The sequence below is a fragment of the Shimia litoralis genome (assembly GCF_005518135.1).
Taxonomy (GTDB): Bacteria; Pseudomonadota; Alphaproteobacteria; order Rhodobacterales; family Rhodobacteraceae; genus Shimia_E; species Shimia_E litoralis.
The window spans coordinates 60063-76109 of sequence record NZ_SULI01000016.1; the positions used below are offsets into that span (position 1 = coordinate 60063).

Here is a 16047-nt window from a genome sequence, read left to right on the forward strand (position 1 = left end):
CGCACCTATTTGATTTCGCGGACAGTGGACCCAACCAGCTCTTTGCTAAAGGGCACCGGATGAGGCTTTTGCCCCAACCGTGCGCGATAAACAGGAAGGCTCTCTGAGACGCGCATGACGTAGTTGCGCGTTTCATTGAACGGGATGTGCTCGATCCAATCAACCATATCCATACCACCACGGCGGCGCGGGTCACCGCGATCCTTCATCCAACGCACCGGACGGCTGGGTCCGGCGTTATATCCGGCGGCCATCATAATCACATTGCCATCGAACTGTCGCGCCAATCCCGCAAGATAAGCCGAGCCCAAGGTCACATTATACTCCGGCTTGGCCGTTAACCACGCATGGCTATAGGGCTCACCGACAGCCGCCGCAACTTGGCGCGCCGTATTTGGCATCACCTGCATCAACCCTCGCGCACCAGCGCCGCTGACCACCACGGGATCAAATTCGCTTTCGCGCCGCGCAATTGCCAACGCCATTTCGGTCGGGACAGGCAGCTTGCGATTCACAATCATTGGGTGCAGCGGATAGTAAGGACCGGGCAAAGTCACACCACGACGCACCATCTTTTTCCCAAGCATCACTGCAACATGGGGCACATTCATTTCTTGCGCCATCGTGCCCATTTGGCCCAGCGTATGCCGATCTTGGGTTTCCGACAAATGCACCCAGAAACGTTCAGCCAAAGACAGTTCTCCTGCCTTGAGATATAGCGCTGCGGCCTGATGCACGGATGTTTTGGTATACGGCGCGTTTCGCCAATTTGCGAACGCCTCATCCCCTCTCAGAGAACGATCCCACTTGAGACCCGCCTTTTCTGCAGCAAGCAGGCCATAGAAACTTGTCTGATGGGCTCCCCCGCGTTGATAGGCCGCCTGTGCGCGCGTCGTTTCACCCATGGCATCATAAGCGCGCCCAATCCAGTACCCTCCGCGACCCAGTGAAATCGGCGTTTCCACAACCGCTTCGAACCGTTTGAAGTGCCCCAAAGCAACACCGGGTTTGTTCAGAAATCTAAGGGCGACATATCCAGACAGCCACTCGCAATCTGCATAGGCATATCCATCCTTTGCCGACATCCCGTGTGTCGAGGCAATGGCATAAGCGGTTTTATAGTTCTTGGCTCGCATCTGTTCACGCGCCAAGCCTCTGCGACGGCGCGACCAGTCCTTGGGCTGACCAAGCGTTTGCGCCCGGCTTCGTTCAAGTAGCAATTCAATCGCAGACGCGTCCCGATCTTTACGCGCACGCCAGACAAACCGCTCATACGCCAACCCCGGATCGTTTTGCAGATTGCGCGGCACCGCCGAAATCAGGCTATCGACATTCTTGACCCGCGCACGCAACCCCAAACGGGCATCGGCCAGAGCGCCCCAGCCGTTAGACACCAGCGGTTTCATACGGTTGGCATTATTTTTCCAACTTTTCCAAAGCACCATATCCATACGCGCGGAGTGGTGCGGTTTAAGCAACTTGCCATATCGGTCCAGAAAAATAGCGTGTGATTGGGGCCCAACCTCCATCGAGCGCCATGCGTTCACCACCAGAGTATTGGCCTCGGTTGACCGTCCCGTTTTGGACAGCGCCCGCGCCTGAAGCAGAACACCTTGGGCCGTTTGCGCATCCCCATAACTAAAGAACTTGAGCTGCTGATCGCGCGTGGCATCCTGAAATGCCTCTTCTGATTGTTTGCGCAAATATGGCAATCCGGGCCAATCGGGTCTGCGTGCTAGGAATGCCAGCACCTGTTTGGGTGTCCCCTCGCCCGCTCTTAGGCGATGCCACTCAATGGTGTCCCGCGTAATGGGGCCATTTCCACTGACTGCACGGGTGGCACTGGCCCAATCTTTGGCTCTGACGGCCTCCATTCCGCGTGCGACATCGGGGGCTGATTGTGCCAATGCTGCAAAAACCCAAAAAAACGATAGCAACACTGCCAGACAAATACGCAACATCTCTTGCAATTTCCAATGCGACAAAGGATAGAACCCAACCATAAATGTGCGGCACCGTGCCTTCAAATCACAAACTTGGCAAGGCGGCATCTTCCCGCTAGGGTCCGCGCGTTTAACAAATTTGGGCGTTTCGCCCAGCTACGCAATAAAAAAGGAGCGTGTCATGTTTAAAGGGTCCATTCCCGCACTCGTCACGCCGTTTACGAACGGCGAGCTGGATCTGGAAACGCTCAAGAAGCTGGTCGAATGGCACATCGGTGAAGGCACCAACGGATTCGTTCCGGTCGGGACCACAGGTGAAAGCCCCACATTGACCCACCGCGAGCACGAACAGGTTGTCGAAGAAGTCGTCAAAGCCGCGGCTGGGCGCGTGCCGGTCATTGCTGGTGCCGGCTCGAACAACACACTCGAATCGATCCGGTTGGCACAGCACGCTGAAAAAGTCGGCGCCGATGCGATTCTTGTTGTGACACCGTATTACAACAAACCTACCCAGCGTGGACTGATCGCACATTTCACAGCCGTTCATGATTGCTGTACGTTGCCGATCGTTATCTACAACATCCCCGGACGTTCGATTGTGGATATGACACCTGAAACGATGGGTGAACTGGCCAAGCTACCGCGGATCGTCGGCGTCAAAGATGCCACCGGTGATCTGTCACGCGTTCCACAACAGCGTATCACCTGTGGGGCTGACTTTATCCAACTGTCGGGCGAAGACGCGACAGCGCTGGGGTACAACGCGCATGGGGGTGTCGGCTGTATTTCGGTGACAGCAAACGTCGCACCAAAACTTTGCGCCACATTCCAAGCAGCCACGCTGGAAGGCGATTATGCCACCGCGCTCAAGCTTCTGGATCAACTCATGCCGCTGCATATGGCCATCTTTGCCGAACCCGGCGTCGTCGGTGCGAAATATGCGATGTCAAAACTTGGGTTGTGCAATGACGAGGTCCGGTTACCCCTGACAGGTCTATCCAACGACACGATGGCTCAAATTGATGCTGCACTCGCGCACGCGGGCCTGCTCTAACATTTTCCATTTCCGAAAAAATTAGCCTCGACCATTCGGTCGAGGCTTTTTTGTTGGGCAGCTCCCGTCAAGAGCGCGCGCCTCTCTAGGTCATCGCGTTGAACACCAGAACAGCCCCAATGCCACAGGCCACGCCGACCGCACCGCCTAGGAACATCATCGGACATCCTTTACGGATATCTTCATCCTGAGTGTCCGACTGGCGCGTCAAAAGATCTTCGACCAGTCCTGGCAATCGCGGTCCGAACCGCCCCAACACACGCGCAGTCTTCATCAGGTCTTTGGCCAAAGCTTTGGGGCCCAGGCTTTGCTTGATGTAGTCCTCGACAACCGGATGCGCGACATTCCAAATATTCACCTCAGGGTCTAGCGAGCGTGACACGCCCTCGACCACGACCATGGTCCGCTGAAGCAAAATAAGTTCTGTCCGCGTTTCCATACCAAAACGCTCTGTCACCTCAAAGAGATAGCTTAGCAACCGCCCCATTGAGATGCGCGTCGCATCCATGCCAAAAATCGGCTCACCTACGGCACGCAACGCCCGGGCAAATTCATCGACGTTGCGATCTGCTGGGACATAGCCAGCTTCGAAATGGACCTCGGCAACGCGGCGATAGTCTCGCTGGATAAATCCAAACAAAATTTCTGCGTACACGCGCCGAGTATATTCATCAATTTGGCCCATGATGCCGAAATCATAAGCAATGATATCCCCGTTGGCCGCAACCTTCAGATTTCCTTGGTGCATATCCGCATGGAAAAACCCATCTCTAAGCGCATGGCTCAAGAATAGCTCGAGCACCCGACTGCCCAGCGCATGACGATCATGTCCCGCTGCATCCAGCGCCTCGTTGTCGCCCAGCGACACGCCTTCGGCCCATCCAAGCGTCATCACACGCTTGCCAGAGTACATCCAGTTTACAGTCGGAAGCTGAAAGCCAGCGTCACCCACCGTGTTCGCAGAGAACTCGCTTGCCGACGCGGCTTCTAGGCGCAAATCCAATTCACCTGTCACCACACCATCAAAGTGTTCAATCACCTCTCGCGGACGCAACCGCCGCGACGCAGGCGACAACAGCTCAATCATGTCCGCCGCAAAATAGTAGGCGTCGACGTCTTTGCGAAAGGCCTTTTCAATGCCAGGCCTCAAAACCTTTACTGCAACTTCTTCGCCTGTCTCGGCCAGCCGCGCTTTGTGGACCTGTGCAATGGACGCCGCTGCAACCGGCTCGGAAAACTCTGAAAACATGTCGTCAACCGGCATACCAAGCTCGGTTTCCACCGCAGTCTTGGCCGTCGCGAGATCAAACGGAGGCAACTTGTCCTGAAGCACCCGCAACTGTGTAGCAAGGTCCGACCCCACCACGTCCGGACGTGTCGAAAGCACTTGGCCAAACTTAATATACGCCGGCCCCAACGCGGTCAGCGCACGTGGCAAAGGCGGCGCAGATGTATCCCCTTTGATACCTAGCCAGCGGAACGGCCACACCAGCGTGCGGACAACAATTCGCAACTGAGGCGGCGCTTCGAAGGCGTCCAGAACGACACCCATGGCTCCGGTGCGCTCTAACGTGGCGCCCGTGCGGATCAGCCGCCAGATATTGTGTGGGCCTCTCAAATTTTCCACCCCGAATGCAAGGCCGCAATGCCGAGACTTAGGTTCCGGTATTTTGCATTTTCAAAGCCTGCCGTGCGCAACATGCCCAAGAACGTATCCTGATCAGGAAAGTTTCGGATGGATTCGACAAGATACTGATAACTGTCGCGATCATTTGCAATCAGCTGTCCCATCCGCGGAATGATATTGAACGAGTACAGATCATATGCCTTTTGCATCATATCATTCGGAATCTGGCTAAACTCCAAGACCATCAAACGGCCACCGGGCTTGAGCACACGGAACGCTTCGTTCAGCGCTTCTTGGGGGCGGGTGACGTTTCGAATACCAAAGCTGATCGTATACACGTCAAATGTGTTGTCTTCGAAAGGCAGAGCCATTGCATCCCCGACAACCCAATCAAGGCTCTCGGCCATCTCCTCGGCCTCGGCGCGCTTGCGGCCTTCGACCAACATCGGCTCGGTCAGATCCAAGACGGTGGAATGTCCACGCCCAGCACGTTTGAGAAACCGAAATGAAATATCCCCAGTACCACCAGCCACATCCAGCAGCTTTTGGTCGGGACGTGGTGCCAGCCAATCCATCATGGCATCTTTCCAAACGCGGTGGATGCCCATGCTCATGACGTCGTTCATAACGTCATACTTGGAAGCTACGGAATTGAATACGCCTTGCACCCGCCCGGCCTTTTCAGCCTCGGGAACAGTTTCAAATCCAAAATGAGTGGTTTTATCGCCTTGAGCGGACATCGGAAAATCCTAGCATCGCCATATTTCTGTCTGTTTCGAGATACACATTCATTCCACAAGACACAAACCACCATTTGACGCGCATGCGTTTCCAAGAGTTTTTCCATGTTTGATTTGAAAATGCTGGGCCTGTATTTGGTACTCGCAGTGGGCATCCACATTGTATTTGGCCGTTTCCTAGGATTTCGCCGCCTGATGGGCGCGCGCGAGCTGGGTGAAAAACCCGCCCGCCAATCGTTTAACCAGCGCAACGTCGACATTGTCGCCAGCGCAGGCAGCACCCTTCCGCCCGCGCAAACGTTTGACCGCCTGACCTTTCGGACCACATGGGGGTTCCGCCTAAGCGGGCTATTTCTAAGCAGCTGTCTGATGTTTATGATTGGTCAGAGCGTCGTCGCAGACATTACCGCAGGGCTGCCGCTCAGCCAGACGCTCTGGGTGCTGCCCGCTGTCGCGATCTATATCTACTACAACTTCTATATCTTCGCGTACGAGGTGATCATTTTTGACGGTGAATTGATCAATACGGGACTGACGTTCGGGCGCACCCGCTATGAGTTGCGTAAGCTCCGGTACGCCGAAGACTCAAATGGGGTGTATCGGCTGGAGTTCGTCGGCGGGCAAAAGGCTTATGTTGTCAAATATGTGCAAGGCCACGAAACACTGTATAACGCTTTGACGACTGCGCTAACACAGGAACCATACTCACCATGCCCGAGCTTCCCGAGGTAGAAACCGTGCGGCGCGGGCTTAGCCCTGCTATGTTGAACGCCGTCATTTCAAAAGCGTCGGTGAACAGACCGGATCTCAGGTGGCCGTTTCCCGACCGCATGGCAGAACGCTTAACGGGGGCACGCGTGATCGCGTTGCGGCGACGGTCCAAGTACATTCTGGCGGATTTGGATACACAAGAAACATTGTTGGTGCACTTGGGCATGTCCGGGCGCATGACGGTTTCAGGCGATCCACTTGGGCAGTTTGCCCATACCCACCCTCACGCACAAAAACACGATCATGTGGTATTTGACATGGACAACGGTGCGCGTATCACCTTCAACGACCCCCGCCGTTTCGGTGCTATGGACATGATGTCCACTGACGCAGCCGACGCACATCCACTTTTGACCAAGCTCGGACCCGAGCCATTGGGCAACAGTTTTGATGACGCCTACCTCATGGAACGACTCAGTAAACGCAACACACCGATCAAATCTGCGCTTCTTGATCAGCGCATCGTGGCTGGGCTTGGCAATATTTACGTCTGCGAGGCGCTTTTCCGCGCAAGAATATCACCGCTCCGCAAAGCTCGGGATATTGGAAAAAATCAGGTAAAATCCTTGGTTCCTGTCATTCGCCAAGTGCTATCAGATGCCATTGATGCGGGGGGATCTTCGCTCAAAGATTTCCGCCAAGCCGATGGAGAGCTTGGATATTTTCAACATAGCTTTGACGTCTATGGACGTGAAGGTGATGTGTGTCACACCCCTGATTGCGCCACCACAATCGAGCGAATCACTCAGAGTGGACGCTCAACTTTCTTTTGTTCGCAATGCCAAAGATAGCTTGATCCGAATATCAACAGTGGTAAGGAATCGATCCTGACCGGAACAACAGAAAGCACCACTCATGGCTTTTGAGACGATTATCGTCGAAATTGAGGATCATATTGCCCTCATCAAACTGAACCGACCTGACGCTCTGAATGCGCTGAACAACCAATTGGTGTCAGAACTTCTGGATGCGTTAGAAGCTGCAGACGCAAACGACAAAGTGCGGTGCATTGTTGTAACCGGCTCGGAAAAAGCATTTGCCGCAGGCGCCGACATCAAAGAAATGTCCGATATGGGCTTTGTCGATGTCAGCAACATCAACCTGTTTGGCGCAATCAACGATCGCATGGCAACTGTGCGCAAGCCGATCATCGCCGCTGTTGGCGGATATGCCTTAGGTGGCGGATGTGAACTTGCGATGGCGTGTGACTTTATCATCGCGGGCGACAATGCGAAGTTCGGACAACCGGAAATCAATCTGGGCGTTATTGCCGGTATTGGCGGCAGCCAGAGATTGACGCGCTTTGTGGGTAAATCCAAATCCATGGACATGAACCTGACCGGCCGCTTTATGAACGCCGACGAAGCAGAGCGCTCTGGACTGGTGTCGCGCGTCGTCCCTGCAAAAAAGCTGATGGACGAGGCCATGGGGGCTGCGTCCAAGATCGCAGAAAAATCTCTGATCACAGCGCGGACCGCAAAAGAGGCTGTCAACTGCAGCTATGAAACAACATTGGCCGAGGGCCTGCGCCTTGAGCGTCGCTTGTTCCACTCTTTGTTCGCGACAGAAGACCAAAAAGAAGGCATGGCCGCGTTTATTGAAAAACGGCAAGCTCAATTCCGCGATAGATAATCGCTTTGGGGCTGTTGTTATCCAGACGGCAGCCCCAAAACTCAAATGGCTAAATATCCAGCCAAGGTGAATTTTCACTTTTCACAGCAGAAAAATGCCTGTATAGGCAGCCGTCATACATGCGCGTGCAGCCCGCTCTGGCTAGAATCACCCGATACATTCGGGACCCGTTTGGGCAGTGGCACGTATTAAGAACTGAACCGAACATAACCTAAGGGTCTAAGATTCATGGCAAATTCACCACAAGCAAAGAAGCGCGCCCGTCAGAACGAGCGCCGCTTGGAAGTAAACAAAGCACGCCGTTCGCGTATCCGCACAGAGCTGCGCAAAGTTGAAGAAGCCATTGCTTCTGGCGACAAAGACGCCGCAACTGCTGCTCTGCGCGCTGCTCAGCCAGAGCTGATGCGTGGCGTGTCCAAAGGCATCTACCACAAAAACACCGCATCGCGGAAAATGTCGCGTCTGAGCGCACGCGTCAAAGTTCTGGGCTAATCCAGACCTCGAGACGTGCCAGTTTTCTGGCTAACACATTCAAAGAAAAGACGTCGCAGCTTGCGGCGTCTTTTCTGTTTTAAGCACGTCAAAAACTGGACGAGAGATTCTTTTTCTGAAAACTCAGAGTCAAGTTCGAAGATCAGTTGCCCGCGCCCTCAGGAAGTTGCTAGTTTCATTCCAGCGATTCACATCGCCTTGGGGGAATGAACGCCAATCTGGATTGGCTCTCGCACATCATAACGGCCAACCCGTCACTCGTGATTGGGTCAGGTCTTATGTGCGGCCAGAAGCCATAGTGCTTCCGGTTTGTTTCCTGTTTCAGCGCAAAATGCGCGCATGACGACATCAACCCGTCCGAGTGGGGACTTTGGCGGGCTCTGGATGTTTGATTTCGCGTGACCTGCTTGCACGTGCTGAGCTCGAGGGGATGGGGCGCAGGGATGGCAATTTTTGGGCCTATTGGCTCAACGACGTACGGCTGAAGGCTCAGAAACGGGGATACATGACACAAGATCAATGGGGCGCACTGCAAGAGGACCTGTTAAGGACCATCGGCCAAAATAATTATACAACGTGGATTGAACCACTTGAATTTTCAGACCTGAATGATGGCGTCGCAACGTTCCATGTTCCCACCAATTTCATCGGCAACTATGTGTCGCAGAACTTTGGCGATTTGATTCTGCACCAGCTGGCAACGACTGGCGAACAAATTCAACGTGTGCATTTCCGTGTCCCGGCGCATGCCTCTGCTGCACCGACTCGTGCAACGTCCAATACATCGACACCCGAAAGATCGTCGACAGCTCAGAAGAGCTCTGGCAAGACCAAAGACCCCTTGCCTGGCGCCCCGCTGGACGCGCGTTTTACGTTTGACAGTTTTGTCGTCGGCAAGCCAAACGAGCTTGCCAATGCTGCGGCCCACCGCGTTGCAGAAGGTGGTCCCGTCACCTTCAATCCGCTGTTCCTGTATGGCGGCGTCGGTTTGGGCAAGACCCACCTGATGCACGCGATTGCCTGGGAACTTCAGGCGCGCCGCCCGGATTTGAATGTCCTCTATCTCTCAGCCGAACAATTTATGTACCGGTTTGTTCAAGCTCTGCGCGATCGCAAAATGATGGACTTCAAAGAACTGTTTCGCTCGGTTGATGTTCTCATGGTGGATGACGTTCAATTCATCGCGGGCAAAGACAGCACCCAAGAAGAGTTTTTCCACACATTCAACGCACTGGTGGATCAGAACAAACAGATCATTATCTCGGCTGACCGCGCCCCCGGTGAAATCAAACACCTTGAGGATCGCATCAAGTCCCGCCTTCAGTGCGGTCTCGTGGTTGATTTGCATCCCACGGATTACGAATTGCGCTTGGGAATTTTGCAGTCCAAAGTCGAGCAGTACCGCGAACAATATCCTGAACTTCAGGTTGCAGACGGTATTCTAGAGTTTTTGGCACATCGAATTTCGACAAATGTGCGGGTCCTCGAGGGCGCTCTGACACGTTTGTTCGCCTTTGCCTCTTTGGTTGGGCGCGAGATTTCGATGGAGCTCACCCAAGATTGTCTGTCCGATGTCTTGCGGGCCTCGGAACGCAAAGTGTCCGTGGAAGAAATCCAGCGCCGTGTTGCCGAGCATTACAATATTCGCCTCAGCGAAATGATCGGCCCAAAGCGGGTCCGCACACTGGCACGTCCACGCCAAGTTGCGATGTATCTTTGCAAGCAATTGACCAGCCGCAGCCTGCCAGAAATTGGCCGCCGCTTTGGCGGGCGCGATCACACAACTGTCATGCACGGTGTAAAGCGCATCGAGGAATTGCGGGTGCAGGATGGCCAGATCGCCGAAGACCTCGAGATGTTGCGTCGCGCCTTAGAGGCCTAATCCGCCACTTCGACATGGATCGTTGACATATCTGACACTCATAGAAAGCTGCGCCCTTTTGCGCAGCTTTTTTGACTGAAACCCATGTTGAAAAAATCCAAGAAACCCTCGCAGAACCTTCAGAATGCTGAAAACAACTGCGACGGGTCCCTTGACGCTTGTTAGGAATATGTCGACAAAGGAAAAAAAGGCTTGAGCCACAGGGGGAAACCGCTAATTTGCCTTTCCCTGCTATCGGAGGAATATCGGATGAAGATCAGCATCGAACGTGGCATTTTGCTCAAGGCGGTTTCGCAAGCACAATCGGTTGTTGAGCGCCGGAACACCATTCCAATTCTATCGAACGTATTGATCGAAGCCGAAGGAAATACGGTTCAGTTTCGTGCCACAGATCTTGATATCGAAGTCGTCGACAAAGCCCCTGCTATGGTTGAGCGTGCTGGTGCCACGACGGTGTCCGCGACGACATTACATGAAATCGTCCGTAAACTTCCAGATGGCGCGCTTGTCACGCTGACTGACGACGGCACAACTGGACGTCTGACTGTCGAAGCTGGTCGCTCGAACTTTTCGCTTGCGACCCTGCCCAAAGAAGATTTCCCCGTTATGGCGTCTTCTGAGTATGCCAGCAATTTTTCGGCCCCTGCTCCTGTCCTGCGCCGGCTGTTTGACAAGTCGAAGTTCGCGATTTCGACTGAAGAGACCCGATACTATCTGAATGGCGTATATTTGCATGTGTCTGAGTCGGATGGTGCCAAGGTTCTGCGATGTGTTGCCACGGATGGTCACCGCCTTGCGCGTATCGATGCAGACCTGCCAGAAGGCGCCGCGGATCTTCCGGGAGTCATTGTCCCCCGCAAGACCGTCGGAGAGATGCGCAAGCTCTTGGATGACGACGATATGCAAATTGCCGTCTCTGTATCTGAAACCAAAATCCGCTTTGCGACGCCTGATATCACCCTGACATCCAAAGTCATTGACGGCACATTCCCTGATTATACGCGCGTCATTCCAACTGGGAACACGCGCAAACTCGAAGTCGACGCAACTGAATTCGCACAAGCCGTCGATCGTGTGGCCACAGTGTCATCCGAGCGGTCCCGTGCCGTAAAATTGCAGCTCGACGAGGATCGCTTGATCTTGTCAGTGAACGCACCCGATAGCGGCGCGGCAGAAGAAGAATTGGTTGTTGCCTATTCAGACGAGCGCCTCGAAATCGGTTTCAACGCAAAGTATCTGCTTGAGATCGCAAGTCAGGTGGATCGCGAGAACGCCGTCTTTATGTTCAACTCGGCAGGCGACCCTACGTTGATGCGCGAAGGGAACGACAGCTCGGCTGTGTATGTTGTGATGCCGATGCGGGTATAAGCGGCACGCGCCGATGATGGCGGTCCGTTCACATTTCCCAATTCGACCGTAACTGTATGTCTTCTCTGTACATATCAGAGCTCAGGCTTTCGCACTTTCGATCCCACAAGCGCAGCACTATCTCATGTGATGCGCGCCCTGTGGCGCTGTATGGGCGCAATGGTGCCGGAAAAACCAACATACTCGAGGCGGTGTCGCTTTTCTCGCCTGGGCGTGGGTTGCGACGCGCCAGTGCGCAAAGCATGGGCCGACGTCCAGAAAGCCTTGGCTGGAAGTTGAACGGCACACTGCAATCTCTGTCCCATCGTCACGAACTTGAAATCTGGTCTGATCAGGGGCGTACACGGCAGCTTAAAATCGATGGAAAACCGACCCCACAGACAAGGTTGGGACAAATTGCACGAGTCCTATGGCTGATTCCATCGATGGACCGACTATGGATTGAAGGTGCTGAGGGGCGTCGTCGGTTTCTTGACCGCATGGCGCTTTCATTTTTTCCAGCGCATGCGGATGCTTCACTGCTTTATGAACGCACGATGCGAGAGCGCAATCGCCTACTCAAAGATCAAAGCCGCGATCAAAGCTGGTTTGACGCGCTTGAACACCAGATGGCATCGTCAGCAGAAGACATACAACGTCACAGGCACGCCACCCTTGAACAGCTGCAACGGGCACAGGATGTCACGGAAACCTCGTTTCCTGTCGCTGATTTGGCGCTGCACACTGAAGACGGTATCGACCAAACAACCCAAGGCTATCAGCTCGCATTTGCACGAAACCGGCAGCAAGATATGATCGCGGGCCGTACGCTGATGGGGCCACACCGCAACGACTTACATGCGACGTACCGAGCAAAAGGTGTTGATGCGCGGGATTGCTCGACCGGTGAGCAAAAGGCGTTACTGATCTCTCTGATTTTGGCAAATGCTCGGGCTCTCATTTCTACGTTCGGGGCACCCCCGATCCTGCTTCTTGATGAAGTGGCGGCGCATCTGGATGCACATCGCCGCGCCGCATTATACGAAGAAATTTGCACTCTTAAGAGCCAAGCTTGGATGACAGGTACCGGGCTAGAGCTATTTTCCGAGCTTGGCGAGAACGCGCAATATTTCGATATCAAAGACACGGATGGCATCTCGTTTCTGGGCTAACAGCCACATCGCTGATCGTGCGACACATCGCCCAGAGATAGAAACCTCCAAGCAAAGCAACCCGTCACAAAACAAACGATTTTTCTTACGTCATTTGCGTGACATTCTTGCTTGAAACCCATATTTTGTCCGGACTGATAAAGGAAAAGACCATATGTCCGACGCGACACAAGACACCCAGGAATACGGCGCAGATTCCATTAAGGTTCTCAAAGGCTTAGAGGCGGTTCGCAAACGCCCTGGCATGTATATTGGGGACACCGATGACGGATCTGGCCTGCACCATATGGTCTATGAGGTCGTAGACAACGGCATTGACGAAGCCCTTGCTGGTCATGCCGATGCCGTGAATGTAAAAATTCACGCGGACAATTCCGTTTCAGTCAGCGACAACGGTCGCGGTATCCCCGTCGATCTTCACGCCGAAGAAGGTGTTTCAGCCGCCGAGGTCATCATGACCCAGCTGCATGCGGGCGGTAAGTTCGACAGCAATTCCTATAAAGTATCTGGTGGCTTGCACGGCGTGGGTGTGTCCGTCGTAAACGCATTGTCTGTCTGGCTTGAACTTCGCGTTTGGCGCAATGGCAAAGAGCATTTTGCAAAATTCGGCCATGGCGAAACAACAGAACATTTGCGTGTTGTGGGTGATGCCAACGGTCGCAAAGGGACCGAGGTGCGTTTTCTGGCCTCGACTGACACCTTTAGCAATCTTGAATACAGCTTCGACACGCTCGAGAAACGCCTGCGGGAACTTGCGTTCCTGAACTCGGGTGTGCGGATCATTCTGGAAGACGAACGCCCCGCCGAGCCTCTGCGAACTGAGTTGTACTATGACGGTGGCGTCAAAGAGTTTGTAAAATACGTTGATCGCCACAAGACGTCGATGCTGCCGGAACCTATCTATGTAAAAGGTGAAAAAGACGACATCGGCGTTGAAGTCGCCATGTGGTGGAACGACAGTTATCACGAGAATGTCTTGCCGTTCACCAACAACATTCCACAGCGTGACGGCGGTACCCACATTGCTGGATTTCGTGGGGCGCTGACTCGTACGATCAACAACTATGCACAAGCCACAGGCATCGCCAAAAAGGAAAAGATTTCCTTTACAGGCGACGACGCACGTGAAGGTTTGACCTGTGTTCTGTCGGTTAAAGTTCCTGATCCAAAGTTCAGTTCGCAAACCAAAGACAAACTGGTCAGCTCGGAAGTGCGCCCCGCCGTCGAAGGCCTCGTGAACGAAAAGTTGGCCGAGTGGTTCGAAGAGAACCCGAACGAAGCCAAAACCATTGTATCCAAGATCATCGAAGCGGCACATGCCCGTGAGGCGGCCCGCAAGGCGCGCGATCTGACCCGCCGCAAAACGGCAATGGATGTGAACTTTTTGGCCGGAAAGCTCAAAGATTGCTCCGAGAAAGATCCTTCCAAAACCGAAGTCTTTCTTGTGGAGGGGGATTCTGCTGGTGGATCAGCTCAGACAGGGCGTGATCGACAAACGCAGGCGATCTTGCCTCTAAAAGGTAAAATTCTAAACGTAGAACGTGCACGGTTCGACCGGATGCTGGGCAGTCAGGAGATTGGCAACCTTGTCATGGCGCTTGGCACAGGGATCGGTCGCGATGAATTCAACATCGACAAACTGCGGTACCACAAAATCGTTATCATGACCGATGCGGACGTAGATGGGGCGCACATTCGAACGCTGCTGTTGACGTTCTTCTATCGTCAAATGCCCGAGTTGATCGAAAAAGGGCATCTCTATATCGCACAGCCGCCATTGTACAAAGTCAGTCGCGGTAAATCCGAGGTCTATCTCAAGGATCAGGCTGCTATGGATGACTTTCTTGTTGAACAAGGTATCGACAGCACGGTGCTGCGCCTTGGCAATGGCGAAGAGATTATGGGGGCTGACCTGGCTCGTGTCGTGGGCGAAGCCCGCCAGCTGCGCCGCGTTCTAGACGCCTTTCCAACGCATTACCCGCGGCACATTCTGGAACAAGCCGCCATCGCGGGGGCCTTTGTGCCCGGCGTGGTCGATGCAGATCTGCAAGGGGTGGCCGACAAGGTCGCTGCACGGTTGAACCTGATCGCGCTTGAATATGAAAACGGCTGGCAAGGCCGCATTACCCAAGATCACGGCATCCGACTCGCGCGTATTTTGCGTGGTGTAGAAGAGGTTCGCACGCTTGATGGGCCGATGTTGCGCTCGGGCGAGGCACGCAAATCGGGCAGTTTTACCGAAAGCCTGCAAGAAATTTATGGAACGTCGGCCACCCTAACCCGCAAAGATCGGAGCCAGATCATCAATGGTCCGCTGGATCTATTGCGTGCCATCTTGGCAGAAGGTGAAAAAGGATTGTCTCTACAACGCTATAAAGGCCTTGGAGAAATGAACCCTGATCAACTGTGGGAGACCACGCTTGATCCCGATGCTCGGACGCTCTTGCAAGTAAAAGTCGAAGACATCGCCGAAGCGGATGATCTCTTTACCAAACTTATGGGAGATGTGGTCGAACCACGTCGCGAGTTCATTCAAAAGAATGCTCTCAGCGTCGAAAATCTCGATTTCTAGCCCGTTGTAGGATTGCCCATAATCGTTCGCGACACCCATAGTTTTTCGCGAGATAACCAAAATCGTTCGCATTGCGATATTTGATGTGATGCGAACGAGGCCAAAATTTTTTGGGGGGGGCGTTTTTACTCGTCAAAAAAGAAAAAATTGAGGGCGAAAATCGCAGCTTTGCGACATCCAAATTCGACTCTCAAAAAAGGTACATATTTATCGATAGATTTTCTTACTGAAAGATGTGGCGTCGATGCCAATGCATGTAAGTCTGATGCTCTACTGTTAGCTCAACCTTACTTGCTGCATTCTCAAGCAAGTTCCTTCGCGCGGCATTTCCCAGAGTCTTAGAGCACACAACGTCACCCTCTTCAGAGAACGTAATCATCCCCTTATCAAAGGCAGCGTCCCAAAGCGCCGATAGTAATAGGCCATTGTGAACATCTAACCGCTCAACATCAGCTTCACAGTCGCGCCACGGCTTGGCATGAGACGCTCGAAGCAGTGCTGGCTCCCTGATATCAGTCAATGGGCAGCGCCCATTTCAGAACGACATTAAGCCGTCTCGGTAGATGTCTTGACCGATCCGCTGAATTGTCCTTCTTTCAGCTTGAGTTGTTCGCGGCATTCCATTTGTTGCTTGATTGAATGCGTCAATTGGGCTGTTGGGAAATGGCAGAGAAATAGAAAGCTCATATATTCCGCTAAGAGCGGTATAGAGGTCATTGAATAGCCCCTAGAATTGTAGACGCCTTGCTTGGTAATTTTGGAAGCAAGGAGACAGTGATGTCAGGGATTAGATTTACAGATGAGTTCAAGCGTGA

Annotated in this window: 13 protein-coding genes; 9 read left to right on the forward strand and 4 right to left on the reverse strand. The window is 53.5% G+C overall.

The window, feature by feature from the left end:
• Positions 1 to 5 precede the first annotated feature (5 nt).
• Entirely contained in the window at positions 6 to 1961 is a 1956-nt protein-coding gene (locus FAP39_RS12720; RefSeq protein WP_138016778.1) for a lytic transglycosylase domain-containing protein, read from the reverse strand.
• A gap of 163 nt (positions 1962 to 2124) precedes the next feature.
• Here FAP39_RS12720 and dapA point away from each other — a divergent pair, with 163 nt between their 5' ends.
• Positions 2125 to 2997, forward strand: coding sequence for a 4-hydroxy-tetrahydrodipicolinate synthase (dapA, locus tag FAP39_RS12725; protein WP_138016779.1), 873 nt, complete (start codon positions 2125 to 2127; stop codon positions 2995 to 2997).
• Between the two features lie 85 nt (positions 2998 to 3082).
• Here the strand turns inward: dapA and ubiB are convergent, their stop codons facing one another.
• Together ubiB and ubiE are read right to left on the reverse strand one after the other, a co-directional pair.
• Complete coding sequence (gene ubiB, locus FAP39_RS12730) at positions 3083 to 4615, reverse strand: 2-polyprenylphenol 6-hydroxylase (RefSeq protein ID WP_138016780.1); 1533 nt, start codon at positions 4613 to 4615, stop codon at positions 3083 to 3085.
• Complete coding sequence (gene ubiE, locus FAP39_RS12735) at positions 4612 to 5364, reverse strand: bifunctional demethylmenaquinone methyltransferase/2-methoxy-6-polyprenyl-1,4-benzoquinol methylase UbiE (RefSeq protein WP_138016781.1); 753 nt, start codon at positions 5362 to 5364, stop codon at positions 4612 to 4614. Before ubiE ends, ubiB begins: the two co-directional genes overlap by 4 nt.
• Before the next feature lie 105 nt (positions 5365 to 5469).
• Between ubiE and FAP39_RS12740 the strand changes: the two genes are divergently transcribed.
• From FAP39_RS12740 to gyrB, 8 genes are all read left to right on the forward strand, one after another.
• Positions 5470 to 6096, forward strand: coding sequence for a hypothetical protein (locus FAP39_RS12740; RefSeq protein ID WP_138016782.1), 627 nt, complete (start codon positions 5470 to 5472; stop codon positions 6094 to 6096).
• A complete protein-coding gene (mutM, locus tag FAP39_RS12745) occupies positions 6075 to 6926 on the forward strand; it encodes a bifunctional DNA-formamidopyrimidine glycosylase/DNA-(apurinic or apyrimidinic site) lyase (RefSeq protein ID WP_138016783.1) in 852 nt (283 codons plus the stop codon). The genes FAP39_RS12740 and mutM overlap by 22 nt, the downstream gene beginning before the upstream one ends.
• Positions 6927 to 6990: 64 nt before the next feature.
• Complete coding sequence (locus tag FAP39_RS12750) at positions 6991 to 7767, forward strand: enoyl-CoA hydratase (RefSeq protein WP_138016784.1); 777 nt, start codon at positions 6991 to 6993, stop codon at positions 7765 to 7767.
• A 228-nt stretch (positions 7768 to 7995) separates the two neighbouring features.
• A complete protein-coding gene (rpsT, locus tag FAP39_RS12755) occupies positions 7996 to 8259 on the forward strand; it encodes a 30S ribosomal protein S20 (RefSeq protein ID WP_138016785.1) in 264 nt (87 codons plus the stop codon).
• Positions 8260 to 8764: 505 nt separating this feature from the next.
• Positions 8765 to 10141, forward strand: a complete 1377-nt coding sequence (dnaA, locus tag FAP39_RS12760) for a chromosomal replication initiator protein DnaA (RefSeq protein ID WP_212743425.1) — start codon at positions 8765 to 8767, stop codon at positions 10139 to 10141.
• A gap of 249 nt (positions 10142 to 10390) precedes the next feature.
• Positions 10391 to 11509 carry a DNA polymerase III subunit beta gene (gene dnaN, locus FAP39_RS12765; RefSeq protein ID WP_138016786.1) on the forward strand — a complete coding sequence of 373 codons (1119 nt, stop codon included), beginning with the start codon at positions 10391 to 10393 and terminating at the stop codon, positions 11507 to 11509.
• Between the two features lie 56 nt (positions 11510 to 11565).
• Positions 11566 to 12660 carry a DNA replication/repair protein RecF gene (gene recF / locus FAP39_RS12770; RefSeq protein WP_138016787.1) on the forward strand — a complete coding sequence of 365 codons (1095 nt, stop codon included), beginning with the start codon at positions 11566 to 11568 and terminating at the stop codon, positions 12658 to 12660.
• Positions 12661 to 12814: 154 nt separating this feature from the next.
• On the forward strand, positions 12815 to 15232 hold the full coding sequence (gene gyrB, locus FAP39_RS12775) for a DNA topoisomerase (ATP-hydrolyzing) subunit B (protein ID WP_138016788.1): 2418 nt from the start codon (positions 12815 to 12817) through the stop codon (positions 15230 to 15232).
• Positions 15233 to 15455: 223 nt separating this feature from the next.
• On the opposite strand, the gene FAP39_RS17995 is transcribed toward gyrB, so the two are convergent.
• On the reverse strand, positions 15456 to 15752 hold the full coding sequence (locus tag FAP39_RS17995) for an HNH endonuclease (protein ID WP_425471428.1): 297 nt from the start codon (positions 15750 to 15752) through the stop codon (positions 15456 to 15458).
• Positions 15753 to 16047 lie beyond the last annotated feature (295 nt).